A 12,866-nucleotide genomic window follows, 5' to 3' on the forward strand; every position below is an offset into this window, starting at 1 on the left:
GCCGGCTCCGGGGGAGAGAAAGCGTCCCGCTCCTTGCTGCCGATGTCAGGCCGAGCGGGCAAGCAGCACCGGACCCCCATGCCACGCCTCTGACACTTCCTGCGACATGTAACATCGTACAAGTCATTCAAAATGCGCAATGTTTCGCAAATCTCTCCAACCGTATATGCTCACAAATCGTATTGTTCCGGGAAAATTCCATGTCGTGCGCTCGAATTGCTGCAGCCTCTGTCTGCGCATTTATTTCTCAATGCGGGCCATCACTTGCTCAGTGGAGCGCTTCGGGCGGATTGTTGAATGTATCGATCACGAAAAGCTGCTCTGAGACGTCCGGTAATATCGTGACGTCCAAATCCGACGGCCTTTTCCTGTGTCCGACCCGGATCAGTCTGGTCGAGTCCCAGGTCAACGGCGCCAGTCACTTCTACATCGTCCATGCCTATGGCCTTCTCGCCATCCGAAACAACTCGGAACGGCTGGCAGATTGCTGGGCGGCCCATCAACTCGCCAACGCGCCCAACGGCCTGCACTACATCAAGCAGTGGATCACGCACTGGAGCAATTACGGTGTGACCCAGTCGACGTTCGGCACGCCTGCACAGAGGATCGCCAATGTCCGGTCGTGCTGCGCCTGCGGTATCTAGCGTCCCAACGCCCTGCCCGGCCCCGGACGCCGGCGTGAGCGATTACTGGGTGGATCTCCGAGCGGCGCCGGATCCAACCCATCACCCCCGGCTGCTGATCAGCCAGGCCCGGAAACGGCCGGCGAGCATCGGCCGGGCTCGGGCGACGTCGTCGCCGTCGAGAAGCGGTGAACGCGCCAGGGCTGCGAGGTAGGCGTCCTCGGCACTGCGGCAGGCCCGGAACGCGGAATCCGCAGCGAGATCAGGGTCCGTAAGCGCGGCCTGGATCTGGAAGTTGCGGCTAAGACACTCGCGCCAGCCGGCGTGGCGGATCTCGGTCTCGCCGCCAGCGCGCACAGGCCCGGAGGCGAGCAGCATTGCAGCCAGCAGCAAGGGCGATGCGAGAGAGGCAGGTGACATGGATCGGGCACTCGGTCCGGAGACAGGGTGACGCCGACAAGGTTAGCGGGAGCTTACGATCAGATGAAAATCCGGCTGTCCGGATGTGTCCCGCGAATGGCCGACGCGGTGCGCAGGACCGGGCCGATCAGCGGTTGGCGGTGGTGACCGGCGAGGTGACGCCGCCGAGCGAGACCCACGCGGTCGCGTCCTGGCTCTCGCGCTTGATGAACACGTAGCCGGTCTTGTGCCACGGCACGATCGCGTTGGTCTTGTTGTCGAGGACCAGGTCGCCGCGGTCGGTGATCAGGGTCAGGACGGCGTGGCCCTCGCCCTTCTCGTCGATCACCACGGTCATGCGCATCGCCCGGCGGGACAGCCCGGCCTCGGCCAGCAGGTGGCGCTTGAGCAGCTGGAAGTCCTCGCAGTCGCCGATGCCGTCCTCGGCCAGGTCCCAGCGGTCGGCGACGTGGAGGTGCTCCATGTCGGTCTTCGGCTCGACCGACTTGTTCACCCGGCGGTTGACCGAGACGATGGCGGCCCAGACCGCCGGGGTCAGGGTGATGCGCGCCGGCTCGCTCCGGTCCACGGCGCATTCCGCCGCGTAGGACTGGCAGAACGTCACCCAGGCTGCGATCGGCCGCGCCGCGCCCTGGGGCTCGGCCCCGATCTGCGGGGACGGCAGGCTGGCGAAGGTCTGGGCCTGCACCGTACCGGCGCCGAGCCCGGCGAAGCACAGGGCCGCCCAGGCGAAGCCGGCCAGGACGCGACGGCTGCGAGCCACCCGACGCAGCGCAGAGCTGGGAACCGAACTCTGCACCATGGAACCCGCGAACCGCATCGCCGTGACCCAACCGTTAAGCTCTCGTTAACGAAAGCTCTCACGCCGGGGGCCCGGCGGCAATCGGCGGATTAACAAAAGGTTAATGCTGTGCGCAACGCGGATGACGTAGGAATTCTCCGACCTGTGGCGCCCTTGCCTGCAGGTCGGAGAGACCCGCGCGAAAACGTGAAGATGTCCAACGGCATTCGCGAGCCGTGAGCGCCGTTGTCCACCGCCGCCACCTGAAGAACCGGAACGCTAGGGCGGCTGGAGGAACGACATGCGGTGCACAACTGATGCGCTCGCGGCGCTCGCAGTCGCGGGGCTGGTGATCGGGACCCTGGGGGCGGCTCCGGCCTCGGCCGCCAACCCGGACACCCCATCGCCCCCGCAGACGAGCCCCGGCGACCTCAAGAGCGACGGCCCGACGCAGCCGGCCAAGGTCCAGGACGGCCAGTACACCGACAAGAACGGCGATCCGACCTATCACGTCACCGACGGCGGCAAGAAGGTCGATTGGTACACGATGTCGGGGTACCTGCGGTACAACGCCAACTGCATCGTCTGCCACGGCCCGGACGGCATGGGCTCGACCTATGCGCCCTCCCTGGTCGATGCGCTCAAGGGCATGGACTACGCGCACTTCGCCGGCATCATCACCGGCGGCAAGAAGGACGTGAACGCCTCCCAGGAACTGGTCATGCCGGCGTTCGGGGATAACCGGAACGTCATGTGCTACATGCCGGACATCTACACGTATCTGCGCGCCCGCGCGGATGGCGTGGTCGGGCGCAACCGCCCGGCCGATCACGAGGCGAAACCCGCTGCCTTCACGAAGGCGGAAGATGTCTGCATGAAGTGAGCGGCGCCGCGTTTCCACGCGGGTCAGGGCCTCCCAGAGAGACGGCGCAACGCCCCGTTGCGCCGTTCGGTTGTGCACGACATACTCCGCGCAAGACTCTGAAGAGCGAGGCAAAGCTCGCCGAAGGGGGTGTGAGGGGGTGGAACGTGGCTCAAGGAACCGGAGTGCGCCGCCATGCGTGCGGCATCTGGACGGCCTGGACGGAGGCTGCGGCGGCCCCTGAGGCTGTCTCCGAGATCGCGCGGGCGATCGGTACCCCGGCCCTGTCCCAGATCGTCGCCTTCTTCTCGCACGATTACGACCCCGAAATCCTGGCTGCCGCCATGGAGAGGCAGTTCCCCGGCGTCCCGGTCGCGGGCTGCTCGATGTCGGGGGGCATCGCTCCGGCGGGCGGCCTCAATCGCGGCCTCGTCGTGATCGCCTTCCCGTCCGAGCGCTTCCGCATCGTCTCGACCGTGCTCGACGCCATCGACCACCTCGATGTCGAACGCACCGCCTCAGCTGTGCGTGCCCTGCGCCGGACCCTCGATCCGCCAGTGTCCTCCCGCGAAGCCGAAGCGCCCGCCGTCGATCGCTGCTTCGCCCTGTCGCTGATCGATGGGCTCGCCAACGCGGAGGAGACGGTGGTCTCGGCCATCGCCTGGGCACTCGACGGCATCCCGATCGTCGGCGGTTCGGCGGGCGACGACCTGCGCTTCCGGGACGCGGTGCTGCTGCATGGCGGCCGGATCCACCGTAACGCCGCGGTGCTGGTACTGGTCGAGACGGATTTCCCGTTCGAGATCTTCAAGAGCGACAATTTCGAACCGACCGGGACCAAGTTCGTCGTCACCGCCTCGGACAGCGAGCGGCGCACCGTCCACGAACTCAACGCCGAGCCGGCGGCGCGGGAATACGCCATGGCGATCGGCCTCGATCCCGAGGGCCTTTCGCCGATGAGCTTTGCCGCCTACCCGCTCGCCGTGAAGGTCGGCGGCGAGTATTTCTGCCGCTCGATCCGCCGCATGAACGAGGACGGCTCGCTGAGCTTCTTCTGCGCCATCGACGAGGGCGTGGTGCTGACGCTGGCTGAGCCGCGGGACATCGTGGCCTCGACCCGGACCGAGCTGGCCCGCCTCGACACGGTGGTGGGCGGCGTAGACCTGATCATCGGCTTCGAATGCGTCCTGCGCCGGCTCGATGCCGAGAGCCGGCAGGTGGGCCACGGCATCGCCGACCTGTACCGCCGCTACAACGTCGTCGGCTTCGAGACCTTCGGCGAGCAGTACCGGGCGATGCACCTCAACCAGACCTTCACGGGCATCGCGATCGGCAAGGGGCTGACCCGGGGCACGGAGCCCAGCGGCCCGCCGGTCCCGGCCGGATCATGACCCTGCACCCGGGCGGGCTCGAGACCGACGCCTCCCTGCGCCGGCGGATCGAGAAGCTGGAGCGGATCAACGCCGCGCTGATGTCTCACGTCGAGCGCAGCATGGACCAGCGCGGCAGCGCCTACTCGCTGTTCCAGACCGCGATCATGCTGGAGGGCCGCGTCCGCACCCGCACCGAGGAGCTGACCGGTCTGATGCACCGCCTGGAGCGCTCGAACGAGGCCCTGGCGGCGGCCAAGGAGGAGGCCGAGACCGCCAACCGCTCCAAGACCCGGTTCCTGGCGGCGGCGAGCCACGACCTGCTGCAGCCGGTAAACGCGGCCCGCCTGTCGATCTCGACCCTGGACGACCTGCCGCTGCCGCCCGAGGCGCGCACCATTGCGGGCCGGGTGGAGCGGGGCCTCCAGACGATCGAGGACCTGATCAAGACGCTCCTGGACATCTCGAAGCTCGATGCCGGCATCGTCCGGCCGCAGTTGCAGCCGGTCTTCCTGCCCGACCTGCTGGCCGAGCTGGCGGGGAGCTTCAAGCCGTTCGCGGAGCGCAAGGGCCTGCGGCTCGCCGTGCGCTGCCCGGACCTCACGGTCACCAGCGACGTGATGCTGCTCCAGCGCATCGTCCAGAACCTGGTCTCCAACGCCATCCGCTACACCGGCGCGGGCGGCATCGTGCTCGCGGCGCGGCTCGCCGCCGGCGGAGTCCGGGTGGATGTGTTCGATACCGGCTGCGGCATCGCCGCTGAGGAGCGCGACCTGGTCTTCGAGGAGTTCTTCCGGGGCGGCACCCGGACCGGCGCCGCGGAGGAGCCGGGCCTCGGCCTCGGCCTGTCGATCGTGCGGCGCATGGCCCAGGCGCTGGATCATCCTTTGACCCTGGCCTCGCGGCCCGGCCACGGCACCCGGGTGACCCTGGGCCTGCCGCTGAGCCCGATCCCGGCCGCCATCGCGCCGCCGGCCCCCGGGGTGACCCGCCTCTCGGGCGCCCACGTCCTGGCGGTGGAGAACGACGCCACAACGGCCGACGCCTTGGCACGCCTGCTGCAGAACTGGGACGCCCGGGTCTCGACCTTCCGGGATTTGGCCGGGGTCCGCGCCGCCATGCAGGCCGGAGCCCCGCGGCCCGACATCCTGGTCCTCGACTACCACCTCGACGACGATGCCTGCGGGCTCGACGTCGCCGCGTACCTGAATGACCTCTACGGCGAGGCGCTGCCGGTGATCGTCACAACCGCCGACCATTCCCGCGAGGTCGAGGCGAAGGTTGCGCGGTCCGGCGCGGAGTTGCTGCGCAAGCCGATCAAGCCCGCGCAGCTGCGCGCGCTCCTGACCTACATGCTCGCCTGATGCATAGCCGGGCGAACAATCCCGCCGCGCCGTGACATAGGACACACCACGGCCCTCGACGCTGTGCCGCGGCTGCGCGAGAGGGAACCGGCATCCGCGGTGCATCCGCGCCCGGATCTCCCCCCGCAACCGACGTCGCCGGCCCTCCGGGACGCCGCAGGAGCGCGCGCATGGCGCAGGTCCCGGCCGGTACAGGCGTCCCCGCCCAGCACGACGGCCTGCCGCCGCGGGAGCGCGTCCTGGCGATGGCGGCGATCGGGCTGGCCATGACCATGGCGGTCCTCGACGGGGCCATCGTCAACGTGGCCTTGCCCGTGATGGCGAAGGACCTGGCGGTGAAGCCCGCCGACGCGATCTTCGTGGTCAACGCCTACCAGATCGCCGTGACGGCGAGCCTCCTGCCCTTCGCATCGCTCGGCGACATCTTCGGCTTCCGCCGGGTCTACCTGCCGGGGCTCGCAGTGTTCGTCGCGGCGTCGCTGGCCTGCGCGCTGGCGCCGAGCCTGCCCTTGCTGATTGCGGGGCGCATCGTCCAGGGGCTCGGCGCCGCGGCGATCATGAGCGTCAACATCGGCTTCGTGCGGTTCATCTATCCGCACCGGATGATCGGCCAGGGGGTCGCCAACGTCGCCCTGGTGGTGGCGGTGGCCTCGGCGGCGGGGCCAACCGTGGCGGCCGCGATCCTGTCCGTGGCGAGCTGGCCCTGGCTGTTCCTGGTCAACGTCCCGGTGGGGCTGCTCGCCCTGGCGGTGGCCACGCGCACCCTGCCGGCGACCCCGGCCAGCGGGCGGCGCTTCGACCTGGTGAGCGCGGTGCTCAACGCGCTGACCTTCGGCCTGCTGATCATCGGCATCGACGGGCTCGGCGACCCCGAGGGCCAAGCGATCGCCGTCGCCGAACTTGTCGGCGCCCTGGTGATCGGCACCGTGTTCGTGCGGCGCCAGATCCGGCTGCCCGCCCCGCTGCTCCCGGTGGACCTCCTGCGGATCCCCGCCTTCGCCCTGTCGATGGCGACCTCGGTGGCCTCCTTCTGCGCCCAGATGGTGTCCTACGTGGCGCTGCCGTTCTACTTCCAGGATGTGCTGCACCTCTCCAGCACCCAGACCGGCTTCCTGCTCACCCCCTGGCCGATCGCGGTGGCCGCGATGGCGCCGATCTCGGGGCGCCTGGCCGACCGCTACCCGCCCGGGCTGCTCGGCGGCATCGGCCTCGCCATGCTGGCGGCCGGCCTCGTCGGCGTGACGCTGTTGCCCGAGTCGCCCGCCACCCTCGACATCGTCTGGCGCCTGACCCTGTGCGGGCTCGGCTTCGGCCTGTTCCAGTCGCCCAACAACAAGGTGATCGTCACTTCGGCGCCTCGGGAGCGCGCCGGCGGGGCAAGCGGCATGCAGTCGACGGCCCGCCTCACCGGGCAGTCGCTCGGCGCCGCCCTCGTGGCGGTGATCTTCGGGCTGACCCACGGGCTGGGCGCCGAACGGGCCGTGACCCTCTCGCTCTCCTGCGCGGTGGCGCTCGCCGCAATCGGCGGCTGCGCCAGCGTCCTGCGGCGGGGTAAGGGCGGTTAGGCGAGCCCGGTATGCCACCGACCGGCCTGGCGCGCGTTGGGCCGAGATCCACAACCCGTGTTCCAAGCCCCGGAGTCTCCGCCCATGGACCTCGACCTCACCGGCAAGAAGGCCCTCGTCACCGGCTCGACCGGCGGCATCGGCTACGCCATCGCCAAGGAGCTCTGCGACCTCGGCGCGGAGGTCGGCGTCAACGGCCGCACCGTCGAGCGGGTCGAAGCGGCGCTGACCAAGCTGCGCGGCGAGACCAAGGCCGGCCGCGCCTTCGCGGCACCGGGCGACGTGGCCACCGCCGAAGGGGTCGATGCTCTCGTCCGGGGGCTGCCCGTGGTCGACATCCTGGTCAACAACACCGGGATCTTCGAGCCGAAGCCGTTCTTCGAGATCCCGGACGCGGACTGGCAGCGCTTCTACGACGTGAACGTGATGAGCGGCGTGCGCCTGTCGCGTGCCTACGCCCCGGCCATGGCCGAGCGCGGCTGGGGCCGCGTGATCTTCATCTCGAGCGAGTCGGGCATCAACACGCCGACCGAGATGGTCCATTACGGGATGACGAAGACCGCGCAGCTCGCGATCTCTCGGGGCCTGGCGCAGACCGTCGCCGGCACCGGCGTGACGGTCAACAGCGTGCTGCCCGGGCCGACCCTGTCGGAAGGCGTCGCCGAGTTCATGAAGCAGATGGCCGGTGGGGCGGCCGACGCCGACCTCGACGCGATGGGCCGCGCCTTCGTGGCCGAGCATCGCCCGTCGTCGCTGATCAAGCGCCTTGCCACGGTGGAGGAGGTTGCGAACCTCGTCGCCTATCTCTGCAGCCCGGCAGCGAGCGCCACGACGGGCGCTGCGCTGCGGGTGGATGGCGGTGTCCTGCAAGGTCTCGCGTAGACCGCATCGAGCGAAACGGTCTTCGGCTCGGGGCCGTCGGGCCCCGTTCGATCGAGAGCCACCGGTCCGGCGAAGGCGCCGGACCCGGACTTAGACGATCAAGACTTCAGGTGAGCCGCGAGGTGCTTGTTCATCTCGAACATGGAGCACTTGTCCTTGCCGAAGACCTTCTTGAGCTTGTCGTCGGCCAGGATCTCGCGCTTGTTCTCGGGGTTCTGCAGGTTGTGCTTCTTGATGTAGTCCCACACCTTGCTGACCACCTCGCCGCGGGGCAACGGATCGGTGCCGACGATCGCGCCGAGATCGGCAGACGGCTTCAGCGGCTGCTGCAGGGCGTTCGGCTTCGCGCCGGCGGCCTTGGTGGCGGCGGGTTTGGCAGCCTTCGCGGGCGCGGCCTTGGCGGCCTTCGGCTCGTCGGCCTTCGTGGTCTTGGCCGCCTTCGGCGCAGCCTTCTCGGTCTTCGTGGCCATAAACTTCCTCCGGTTCTCGGGCCGCAGGCCGGGGCATGAGCGCCCCACGGCCGAGCCAGCATAGCAGCAACTAAGCGGTGCCGCCGCCGTTCCAAGGGGAAATCGCCTTCGCGGGGGGCTCATCCACAGGGCAGGCGCGGAAATCCACACCGGAAGCCGCCGATCTGCACCGCCGCGAAGAACATTCCGTCGAACCCGCGCGCTCGAAACCTGCTCTTAACGATCAGGCCCGAGAAATACAGTCATGTTTACCCCGGTTCTCGCGCTCGCGCTGCTGCTCGCCACCGGGCTCGTGCTCGGTCTTGGTCTCGGTATCCGGGCCGAGCCGGTCTCGTCCGGCCTGGAACCGCAACGCTGGCTGGTTTGACGGCGCACGGGATTGCCGTGCCGGGCCGCCGGGTCCATGGGCCCGCGAGCATGATCGATCCCATCACATCCACCACCCTGGAAAGCACCGCCCACGTCGTCCAGGTGGCGCTGAGCCCGGTCTTCCTGCTGTCCGGGCTAGCGACGCTGCTCAACGTCTTCGGTGCCCGGCTCGCGCGGGTGGCCGACCAGGCCGAGCGCGTGTCGACGCTGCTGGCTGGAGCCGGCGAGGCCGAGCGGATCATCCTGGGTCAGCGGCTCGACCGGCTTCATACGCGCTCGCTGGCGCTGGACGCGGCGGTGTTCCTGGCCGCGCTCGGCGGCGTCGCGACCTGCGGCTCGGTGCTGACGCTGTTCGTCGGCGCCCTGCGCGACAGCACGGTGGCGAGCCTGCTGTTCGGCCTGTTCGGGACCGCGATCCTGTGCACGCTTTGCGCGCTCATCGCGTTCGGCTTCGAGATGCTGCTGGCCAGCCGCTCGGTCCGGGACCGGATCAACCAGCGCCGGGCCGATGCCGGGATGTTGGCGGATCTCTGAGCCACCGGAACCCGCTCCCGCCCCGGCGTTTAGTGACCAGGGCCGGCGGCACGTCCGGCCAGGTCCGCGTAACCCGGGAGTCACCATGCCGACGGATCTGCCCACCGAGCGTCCCGTGAGAAAGACGGGCTCCCTGGAGCTCGATCCCACCGGCGAGGGCATCGCCATCGACGAGACCGCCCGCCTGATCGCCTCGAACAAGGTCGAGGGCACGGCGGTGTACGACCGCGAGGGAAAGCACCTCGGGGCAGTGTACAACTTCATGGTGGATAAGGTCACCGGCCAGGTCGCCTACGCGGTGCTGGCCTTCGGGGGCTTCCTCGGGCTCGGCGAGAACCACCACCCCCTACCCTGGAAGGCACTGACCTACAGCACCGAACTCGGCGGCTACGTGGTCGACATCGATCCGGGCAACCTCGCCGGCGCACCGAGCCACGGCCCGGGCGAGGACGCCTTCGCCGACCCGAACTACCGCGGCAAGATCGAGGATTATTACGGCGTGCGCGCGCCAACGCTGTGAGCGCAGGGCGCGGGCCATCGACTCTCCACCGGGACGCCTCGTGCCCGCACGGGCTTTTGCCGCCGGCACCCTTGCGGACCGCGACGGGCCACCTCTCCCGCACGGGAGAGGTGGCCCGCGCCCATCACGACTAGCGCCGCGCCCGCTTCCGGTTACGGTCCTCAGAACTTCCCGCCGAGGCCGACGCTGCCGCCGGGCGACAGCATGGGGCCCATCGAGTTGCTGCCCGCGCCGCCAGCGGCGTTGCCGCCCTCGATGTCCTCGCGCCGGATCCGGCGTTCCCCGGCATTGGCCGATTGCGTCGCGCCGCCGGCGCTGCGCGGGATCGCCAGCTGCTTCGTCGGAGCGGTCTGGAGCGGCTGCCCGTCGGCATCGACCCCGGCGTTGCGGGCCTCGCGGTTGGGCAGGGAGCCGCGCAGCGAGGGCGGCAGCCCGACCTCGGTTTCCGGCATCACGCCGCCCCCGCCGCCGAGCGCCTGACAGCCGGCCACCAGGCTGGCCAGGGCGGCGCAGAGCGCGAGGCCGCGCGCAGTGGCACAGACCGACGAGGGGAGGGTCGACATCGTGTAGTCCTCGCAAGGGGCCGCGGTGGTCTCCGCAGCTCGCAAAAGCTTATCGTCGGCTGTCTACGCTCGGGTTGCGGCGAAAACCAGACACATGCGCGCCAGCACCCGTCGCGCGCGTCCGGGAGGGCGTCCGGATCGGACCGGCGCGGAACTTGCCGGCTGGCCCCAACGGTCCATAACTTCGCCCAGGTCCTTCGGCAGGGTGCTGTCCGCAGGCGGGGTCGCGCCGACGGCGGGCCCGAACCCGGCCGATACGGTCGCGGTCTTGCCGGCGCGTCGGCCCGACCCGGCCCTTCCTCAGAGGACGCAGCGTGTTCAGAACCAACCGGATGATCGCGGCCGTGACGCTCGCCTTGTGGGCGTCGGGCGTTGCGGCGCAGGCCCCGGCCCCGGGGGCGATGGCGCAGCATCCGGTCGACCCCGACGCAGGGCCCACCCGCCGCGCAAACGCCGCCCGCCGCCCCTCCGGTGCCTGCTGCCCGCCTTTGCACCCTGCGCCCCAGCAGCGGCGCCGCCACCTGGGGCGCCGACCACCTCCACCACGCCGGGAGCGCCGTCGAACGCGGCGCAGCAGCAGGGGACCCCGGCCACGGTGCTGGACACCCAGGATTACGAGAGCCTGCTCGGCCGCAGCGTGCGCAGCGCCGGCGGCGACGAGCTGGGGCGCGTCATCGACATCATCATCGACAAGGACGGGCATCCCCGGGCGGCCATCATCGATTTCGGCGGATTCCTGGGTGTCGGCACCCGCAAGATCGCCGTCGATTGGCGCGCCCTGCGCTTCACCCCCGATGGCAACAAAGAGCGCAAGCTGTCCGTCGCGCTGAGCCGCAACCAGGTCCGGGTGTCGCCCGAATACAAGGCCGGCGAGCCGATCGTCGTGCTCGGCCCGGCGAGCCCGGCCGCCCCCGTGCCCGAGGGCGAGCAGGCGACGAGCGCGGCCCCGCCGGTCAATCCCGCCGCCCCGGTCGTGTCTGCGCCAACCGTTCCGGCTCCGTCGGTCCCGACGCCGTCCGCCCCGCTTCCCGCCACCCTCCGGAAAAGGCCCCGGATAAGTGACGGTGGCCCGATTGAAGGCAAGACCCGCCGTTTCCCCCCGCGAGCGCGAGGTGTCCCGACAGGACCCGCGTTCGCGGCCCGTCCGCCTGAAGGATCAGTCGGCCGAAGTCGCGCGCGAGCCGGCCCGGGCGGCCGCGGAGGCCGCACCGGTGGACCGAACGCTCACGGCGGCAAGCCGCCACGGCCTCGACGCCTTCGCGTTCTTCGTCGCCAACCTGCAGACCGGGTTCGGGCCGTTCCTGGCCGTGTACTTCTCGCAGGCGAAGTGGACCCAGTCCGATATCGGCTTCGCCCTCACAGTAGGGAGCCTCGTCGCGCTGCTGGGCCAGGTGCCGGGCGGCGCCTTCGTCGACGTGGTGCGCTCGAAGCGGTTCGCCGCCGCGGTAGCGGTGATCGGCATCTCGGGCAGCGCCTTCGCGCTGGCGATCTGGCCGAGCTTCCCGGTGGTGCTCCTGGCCATGGCGGTGCATTCGGGGGCGAGCTGCGTGCTCACGCCGGCTATCGCGGCGATCAGCATCGGACTGGTCGGGCGGGCCCGGGCGGGCGGAGCGCCCTCGGCCGCAACGCGAGCTTCGCGGCGGTCGGCAACGCGCTCGGCGCCGCCGGCATGGGCGCCATCGGCTACTACCTCTCGAACGGAGCGGTGTTCTACCTGACGGCGGCTCTCGTAGTGCCGACGATCATCGCGCTGACGCGAATCCGCGCCGACGAGATCGACGCCAACGTGTTCAAGGATGTGGCCCCCGAGGCGGCCTCCAAGTCGACTTCCACGGCAGCTTCCAAGCCGGCCTCCGCCCAGCCGCCCCGCGCCGCCGGGCAGGACGGCGTGCGGGCGCTGCTGACCAATCGCGGGCTCCTGTGCTTCGCGGCCTGCATGGTCCTGTTCTTCCTCGCGAACGCCGCGATGCTGCCGCTGGTGGGCAGCGTCCTCACCCTGCGGGCGAGCGAGACCGCCACCGCGCTGATCGCGGCCTGCATCATGGTCCCGCAGGCGGTACTCGCCGTGAGCGCCCCCGCGGTCGGCCGGGCCGCCGAGCGGTTCGGCCGCTACCCGGTGCTGCTCCTGGGCTTCGGCGCCTTGCCGGTGCGCGGGTTGATGCTCGCCTACACCACGAACCCCTACGGCCTGGTCGCCATCCAGGTTCTCGACGGGATCTCCGCCTCGGTGCTCGGCGTGATGGTGCCTCTCGTGGTCTCGGATCTCACCCGCGGCACGGGGCGTTTCAACCTTGCGCTCGGCGCGGTCGGCACCGCGATGGGCGTGGGCGCTGCGCTCTCGACGTCGATCGCTGGGATCATGGCGGACCGCCTGGGAAGCCATAGCGCCTTCCTGGGGCTGGCCTTCATGGGCTTCGCGGCCTTCATGCTGGTGGCGCTGATCATGCCCGAGACGCGCCAGCCGGCGGAGGAGGCGTGATCCGCGGCATCGGATTCGCTTGCGTGTATCCGCGCCGCTCAAGCGGCGTTCAGGTTTGAGAGAT

General features: G+C 70.1%; 13 protein-coding genes and 2 pseudogenes. 11 read left to right on the forward strand and 4 right to left on the reverse strand.

Going from position 1 to position 12,866, the window contains the following annotated elements; all coding sequences use genetic code 11:
• Positions 1 to 341 precede the first annotated feature (341 nt).
• A complete protein-coding gene (locus FVA80_RS18990; protein ID WP_147910338.1) occupies positions 342 to 644 on the forward strand; it encodes a hypothetical protein in 303 nt (100 codons plus the stop codon).
• An 81-nt stretch (positions 645 to 725) separates the two neighbouring features.
• Here FVA80_RS18990 and FVA80_RS18995 read toward each other — a convergent pair whose 3' ends face one another.
• Positions 726 to 1,043, reverse strand: coding sequence for a hypothetical protein (locus tag FVA80_RS18995; RefSeq protein ID WP_147910339.1), 318 nt, complete (start codon positions 1,041 to 1,043; stop codon positions 726 to 728).
• A gap of 127 nt (positions 1,044 to 1,170) precedes the next feature.
• Positions 1,171 to 1,863 carry a transglutaminase-like cysteine peptidase gene (locus tag FVA80_RS19000; protein WP_187193416.1) on the reverse strand — a complete coding sequence of 231 codons (693 nt, stop codon included), beginning with the start codon at positions 1,861 to 1,863 and terminating at the stop codon, positions 1,171 to 1,173.
• 262 nt (positions 1,864 to 2,125) lie between these two features.
• On the opposite strand from FVA80_RS19000, the gene FVA80_RS19005 reads away from it, so the two are divergent.
• The 5 genes from FVA80_RS19005 to FVA80_RS19025 all read left to right on the forward strand — a co-directional run bounded on the left by FVA80_RS19005 (position 2,126) and on the right by FVA80_RS19025 (position 7,867).
• Positions 2,126 to 2,707, forward strand: coding sequence for a c-type cytochrome, methanol metabolism-related (locus FVA80_RS19005; RefSeq protein ID WP_147910341.1), 582 nt, complete (start codon positions 2,126 to 2,128; stop codon positions 2,705 to 2,707).
• Positions 2,708 to 2,871: 164 nt separating this feature from the next.
• Positions 2,872 to 4,077 carry an FIST N-terminal domain-containing protein gene (locus FVA80_RS19010; RefSeq protein ID WP_246692027.1) on the forward strand — a complete coding sequence of 402 codons (1,206 nt, stop codon included), beginning with the start codon at positions 2,872 to 2,874 and terminating at the stop codon, positions 4,075 to 4,077.
• On the forward strand, positions 4,074 to 5,420 hold the full coding sequence (locus tag FVA80_RS19015; protein ID WP_147910343.1) for a hybrid sensor histidine kinase/response regulator: 1,347 nt from the start codon (positions 4,074 to 4,076) through the stop codon (positions 5,418 to 5,420). Before FVA80_RS19010 ends, FVA80_RS19015 begins: the two co-directional genes overlap by 4 nt.
• Positions 5,421 to 5,590: 170 nt before the next feature.
• Positions 5,591 to 6,985, forward strand: coding sequence for an MFS transporter (locus FVA80_RS19020; RefSeq protein WP_147910344.1), 1,395 nt, complete (start codon positions 5,591 to 5,593; stop codon positions 6,983 to 6,985).
• Positions 6,986 to 7,069: 84 nt separating this feature from the next.
• Positions 7,070 to 7,867: an SDR family NAD(P)-dependent oxidoreductase gene (locus FVA80_RS19025; RefSeq protein ID WP_147910345.1), complete on the forward strand. Its 798-nt coding sequence runs from the start codon at positions 7,070 to 7,072 to the stop codon at positions 7,865 to 7,867.
• Between the two features lie 98 nt (positions 7,868 to 7,965).
• On the opposite strand, the gene FVA80_RS19030 is transcribed toward FVA80_RS19025, so the two are convergent.
• Positions 7,966 to 8,337: an SWIB/MDM2 domain-containing protein gene (locus tag FVA80_RS19030; RefSeq protein WP_147910346.1), complete on the reverse strand. Its 372-nt coding sequence runs from the start codon at positions 8,335 to 8,337 to the stop codon at positions 7,966 to 7,968.
• A 244-nt stretch (positions 8,338 to 8,581) separates the two neighbouring features.
• Here FVA80_RS19030 and FVA80_RS31995 point away from each other — a divergent pair, with 244 nt between their 5' ends.
• The 3 genes from FVA80_RS31995 to FVA80_RS19040 all read left to right on the forward strand — a co-directional run bounded on the left by FVA80_RS31995 (position 8,582) and on the right by FVA80_RS19040 (position 9,760).
• Complete coding sequence (locus FVA80_RS31995) at positions 8,582 to 8,704, forward strand: hypothetical protein (RefSeq protein ID WP_281408659.1); 123 nt, start codon at positions 8,582 to 8,584, stop codon at positions 8,702 to 8,704.
• Positions 8,705 to 8,754: 50 nt separating this feature from the next.
• Positions 8,755 to 9,240, forward strand: coding sequence for a DUF2721 domain-containing protein (locus FVA80_RS19035; protein ID WP_147910347.1), 486 nt, complete (start codon positions 8,755 to 8,757; stop codon positions 9,238 to 9,240).
• 85 nt (positions 9,241 to 9,325) lie between these two features.
• Positions 9,326 to 9,760 carry a PRC-barrel domain-containing protein gene (locus tag FVA80_RS19040; RefSeq protein WP_147910348.1) on the forward strand — a complete coding sequence of 145 codons (435 nt, stop codon included), beginning with the start codon at positions 9,326 to 9,328 and terminating at the stop codon, positions 9,758 to 9,760.
• Between the two features lie 161 nt (positions 9,761 to 9,921).
• Here the strand turns inward: FVA80_RS19040 and FVA80_RS19045 are convergent, their stop codons facing one another.
• Positions 9,922 to 10,323: a hypothetical protein gene (locus FVA80_RS19045; RefSeq protein ID WP_147910349.1), complete on the reverse strand. Its 402-nt coding sequence runs from the start codon at positions 10,321 to 10,323 to the stop codon at positions 9,922 to 9,924.
• Between the two features lie 332 nt (positions 10,324 to 10,655).
• On the opposite strand from FVA80_RS19045, the pseudogene FVA80_RS19050 reads away from it, so the two are divergent.
• Positions 10,656 to 11,385 (forward strand): annotated as a pseudogene (locus FVA80_RS19050) (PRC-barrel domain-containing protein).
• Positions 11,382 to 12,802, forward strand: a pseudogene (locus tag FVA80_RS19055) (MFS transporter). Before FVA80_RS19050 ends, FVA80_RS19055 begins: the two co-directional pseudogenes overlap by 4 nt.
• Positions 12,803 to 12,866: the final 64 nt, after the last annotated feature.

The organism is Methylobacterium sp. WL1 (assembly GCF_008000895.1).
GTDB lineage: Bacteria > Pseudomonadota > Alphaproteobacteria > Rhizobiales > Beijerinckiaceae > Methylobacterium.

Coding starts and splice junctions, on each gene's coding strand:
- FVA80_RS18995 (WP_147910339.1), bottom strand. CDS start 1,043: ATGTCACCTGCCTCTCTCGCATCGCCCTTGCTGCTGGCTGCAATGCTG.
- FVA80_RS19000 (WP_187193416.1), bottom strand. CDS start 1,863: ATGCGGTTCGCGGGTTCCATGGTGCAGAGTTCGGTTCCCAGCTCTGCG.
- FVA80_RS19005 (WP_147910341.1), top strand. CDS start 2,126: ATGCGGTGCACAACTGATGCGCTCGCGGCGCTCGCAGTCGCGGGGCTG.
- FVA80_RS19015 (WP_147910343.1), top strand. CDS start 4,074: ATGACCCTGCACCCGGGCGGGCTCGAGACCGACGCCTCCCTGCGCCGG.
- FVA80_RS19020 (WP_147910344.1), top strand. CDS start 5,591: ATGGCGCAGGTCCCGGCCGGTACAGGCGTCCCCGCCCAGCACGACGGC.
- FVA80_RS19025 (WP_147910345.1), top strand. CDS start 7,070: ATGGACCTCGACCTCACCGGCAAGAAGGCCCTCGTCACCGGCTCGACC.
- FVA80_RS19030 (WP_147910346.1), bottom strand. CDS start 8,337: ATGGCCACGAAGACCGAGAAGGCTGCGCCGAAGGCGGCCAAGACCACG.
- FVA80_RS31995 (WP_281408659.1), top strand. CDS start 8,582: ATGTTTACCCCGGTTCTCGCGCTCGCGCTGCTGCTCGCCACCGGGCTC.
- FVA80_RS19035 (WP_147910347.1), top strand. CDS start 8,755: ATGATCGATCCCATCACATCCACCACCCTGGAAAGCACCGCCCACGTC.
- FVA80_RS19040 (WP_147910348.1), top strand. CDS start 9,326: ATGCCGACGGATCTGCCCACCGAGCGTCCCGTGAGAAAGACGGGCTCC.
- FVA80_RS19045 (WP_147910349.1), bottom strand. CDS start 10,323: ATGTCGACCCTCCCCTCGTCGGTCTGTGCCACTGCGCGCGGCCTCGCG.